We start from the raw sequence: 1,148 nt of genomic DNA, 5'->3' as shown, positions 1-1,148 counted from the left end.
TCGGATCCGTCGTTGTTGATCGCGTTCGCGCGGCAGCGGGCGTTGTCGGTGGATGCGCGGTGTAAGGCGTTCGCGGCGGCGGCGGATGGGACGGGTTTCTCCGAGGGTCTCGGGATGCTGGTGCTGGAGCGGCTTTCCGACGCACGGCGACTCGGGCACACGGTCCTGGCGGTGGTGCGCGGCACCGCGGTGAACCAGGACGGCGCGAGCAAGGGACTCACGGCGCCCAACGGGCCCTCGCAGGAACGGGTCATCCGGGCCGCGTTGGCGAACGCCGGACTCGAACCGGCCGATATCGACGCGGTGGAGGCGCACGGTACGGGCACGATGCTGGGTGATCCGATCGAGGCGCGGGCGTTGATCAATGTCTACGGCGCGCGGGGGGAGAGTGGTCCGTTCCGGTTGGGTTCGTTGAAGTCGAATATCGGTCATACCTCCGCGGCGGCGGGTGTGGGTGGTGTGATCAAGATGGTGCAGGCCATGCGGCACGAAACCCTGCCGCGCACCCTGCACGTCGACGCGCCCACACCCCACGTGGAGTGGGATCCGGCCACCGTGCGGTTGCTGACCGAGGCGGAGCCGTGGCCGGCGGGGGAGCGGGTACGCCGGGCCGGCGTCTCCTCCTTCGGGGTGAGCGGCACGAACACGCACGTGATCCTCGAGGAACCGCCGGCCGAATCGGCCGCGGATCCGGCGCCGGAGGGCACCGGCGAACCGGTCGTGGCGGACTCGGCCGACGCCTCGGACGCGCCGGTGGCCGAGCCCACCGAGCCCACGATCACCTCGGAGGTGGTGCCGTGGGTGGTCTCGGCGAAATCCGAACCGGGACTGCGGGCACAGGCCCGCGCACTCCGGGACCACGTGCTCGCCGCCGACGCCGTCGACCCGTGGGACGTCGCCTACTCGCTGACCACCTCCCGCGCCCTGCTGGACCACCGCGGTGTGGTGACGGGCCGGGACCGCGCGGAGTTGCTGACCGGTCTGGCCGCCCTGGCCGAGGGGGAGACCTCCGCTGCCGCCGGTGTGGTCGCCGGAGCGGCCGGTAGCGGGCGCACGGCGTTCCTGTTCACGGGTCAGGGTGCGCAGCGGGCCGGGATGGGCCGGGAGCTGTACGCGGTGTTCCCGGTGTTCGCGGCGGCGTTGGACGA

General features: G+C 72.3%; 1 protein-coding gene. It reads left to right on the top strand.

Annotated elements, in window-relative coordinates:
• Positions 1-1,148 (top strand): type I polyketide synthase (locus ABZV91_RS32515; protein WP_355249539.1); only part of this gene is annotated, 1,148 nt, incomplete at both ends.

Source organism: Nocardia sp. NPDC004568, from assembly GCF_040609955.1.
Classification (GTDB): domain Bacteria; phylum Actinomycetota; class Actinomycetes; order Mycobacteriales; family Mycobacteriaceae; genus Nocardia.
The sequence above is the reverse complement of the archived record's forward strand: the minus strand, read 5'-3'. Positions and strand labels throughout refer to the sequence as shown.